At 39.6% G+C, this 2,486-nt stretch carries 2 protein-coding genes; both read left to right on the top strand.

The features are described from left to right. The first annotated feature begins 564 nt into the window (after positions 1-564). Entirely contained in the window at positions 565-1,560 is a 996-nt protein-coding gene (locus FJR05_RS20600; protein ID WP_168645844.1) for an ABC transporter ATP-binding protein, read from the top strand. Next, positions 1,561-2,340: an ABC transporter permease gene (locus FJR05_RS20595; RefSeq protein WP_168645843.1), complete on the top strand. Its 780-nt coding sequence runs from the start codon at positions 1,561-1,563 to the stop codon at positions 2,338-2,340. Positions 2,341-2,486 lie beyond the last annotated feature (146 nt).

Below are 2,486 nucleotides of genomic sequence, written 5' to 3'. Positions count from 1 at the left end.
CTCCTATCCCTGTTACTTCCTAATTCCTTTTTAGTGGGGGAGTGTGAACAGTTACATCTAATCTTAGATAGATTAACTATTTTAAACCTATACAACTAGTATTACCTGAAAAATTTCCAACTATTCTCTTCATTGAGCAAAATGTTATAGTAGGAGTCATGATCTCTTGCTGTGTGGCTTTTATAGTAGATCCTATATCTCATCCAAGTGAATGTTACTATGGTTGAATTGAATTTTATGGCTCGTTTTTTTGTAATTTTCGTGTGATTTTTATTACACACGCATCATGTATACAGCTAGATGTTCAATTTATATAATATAATATATTGAGCAAGTAATAATATGTGATAAAAATCACAAGCACCCCCACCTCTTTCCTCTGGACTAGTTATAACACCAACTTACTTATTCAAGCTATGCACTTTTAAGACAATTTTGTGAAGACACAACAAAACAGACAGGAATTAAAAGATGTTCAGCCGAATGTAGATGCTCCCGTTGAAGCTAATTACCCATTCTTTCGCTAAGATTGTGTGGGTATTCTCATAATTAGTAATTGGACAAATGATTGAAGTTGAGCATTTGAGTAAAATTTATGGTTCAACAACGGCAATTACGGACGTTACCTTTAGTGTTGAACCAGGGGAAATTTTAGGTTTTTTGGGACCGAATGGGGCTGGTAAAACTACAACTATGCGAATTTTAGCTGGTTATTTACCTGCTACAACTGGAACAGCCAAGATTGCAGGTTATGATGTCCATGATCATTCTCTATTGGTGCGACAGCGGATTGGTTATTTACCAGAAACGCCTCCATTATATCCAGAGATGACTGTGGAGGGTTTTTTACACTTTGTCGCTCGGATTAAGGGAGTTTCTTCAGGCGATCGCCCGACAAAGGTAACAGCAGCTATTAATCGTTGTAACTTAGAAGAGAAGCGCAAAGTTATTATTCGGAAACTTTCTAAAGGTTATCGGCAAAGAGTGGGAATTGCCCAGGCGATCGTTCATGATCCACCAGCTATTATTCTTGATGAACCTACCATTGGTCTTGATCCTCGGCAAATCATCGAAGTGCGAAACCTAATTAAAAGTTTAGCCGGAACACACACTATCATTTTGTCTACCCATATTCTCCCAGAAGTGAGCATGACCTGTAGTCGAGTTGCCATTATTAATCGGGGGCAAATAGTCGCAACTAATACCCCAGAAAATTTGATGACACAGTTAACAGGTGGGGTGGGATATGAGTTAGAAATCGGTGGAGATGCAGCCTTAGCTAGACAAATGCTGGAAAATATCGCTGATGTCAGTTCAGTAGAATTAATGCCTAACCATCAGCAATCGTCAGATGATCATACTTGCCTCCGGGTAATATTGCAGCCAGGAACAGAACCAGGAAAAGAAATTACTGCTGCTTTAATTCGGGCTGGGTTTGATTTATATGAAATGCGACGAATCAATGCCACACTAGAAGATGTTTTCTTAGAATTAACTACAGCACAAAAGAATTTACCAATGGAAATAACCCCAGAAATTGAAGAAGGAGAAGCTGCATAAATGGGTATAGTTATCGCCAACATTATTGCCATTTATCGTCGAGAACTACAAAGTTATTTTGTTTCGCCATTAGCCTATGGAGTAGCTAGTGCATTTTGGTTTTTAGCCGGGTTATTTGCCGTGATAATTTGGTCAGGACCAGAAGGAATTTTAGTCACAGTTTATGACTATGATTCGCGAGGGCAACCAATAGATGTTCCCTACGAATTTGTGCGGGCAATTTTAGATAGCATAACGCGGTTAATGTTATTTGTATTGCCGATTCTCTCCATGGGACTCTATGCGGAAGAACGCAAACGAGGAACTTTGGAACTATTAGCCACATCACCAATTACCAACTGGGCTGTAGCTGTGGGTAAATTGTTAGGGGTGTTGACATTTTTCTTAACCATGATTTTACCCTTAATGGGATTAGAGGCGATCGCTTTATCTAATTCCAATCCTCCCATATCCCCCCTAATTCCCTTGCTTGGTCATTTAGGATTACTTCTACTAGCAGCAGCAATTTTATCTTTAGGAATGTTTATTTCCTCATTAACAGACAGCACAATTTTAGCGGCTGTTCTTACCTTTGCCGTCGTATTCATTGATTTCATCGCCAAATACATTCCTGGTCAAATTGGTGAAGCCGTGAATCATTTATCCCTGTTTAAACATTACAACACCTTAATTCAAGGAATTTTTGATACTAGCAGCTTAATTTTCTTTGCCAGTTACATTGTTTTAGGTATTTTTCTCACCGCCCAATCAATTGATGCACTTCGCTTTCAACGTCAGTAGTCAGTTGTTAGTTGTCAGTTGTCAGTTGTCATTGGGAAAATTCTTTCTCCCCCCTACTTCCCCTACTCCCCCTACTTCCCCTACTTCCCCTACTCCCCCTACTTCCCCTACTCCCCCTACTCCCCCTACTTCCCCTACTTCCCCTA

The organism is Dolichospermum sp. UHCC 0259 (assembly GCF_009711935.1).
In the GTDB taxonomy this organism is placed as follows: Bacteria; Cyanobacteriota; Cyanobacteriia; order Cyanobacteriales; family Nostocaceae; genus Dolichospermum.
This window is presented reverse-complemented; position numbering and strand designations above follow the sequence as displayed.

Bases quoted from the DNA above. Each gene is read 5' to 3' on its own strand.
- FJR05_RS20600 (WP_168645844.1), top strand. From the start codon at position 565: ATGATTGAAGTTGAGCATTTGAGTAAAATTTATGGTTCAACAACGGCA.
- FJR05_RS20595 (WP_168645843.1), top strand. From the start codon at position 1,561: ATGGGTATAGTTATCGCCAACATTATTGCCATTTATCGTCGAGAACTA.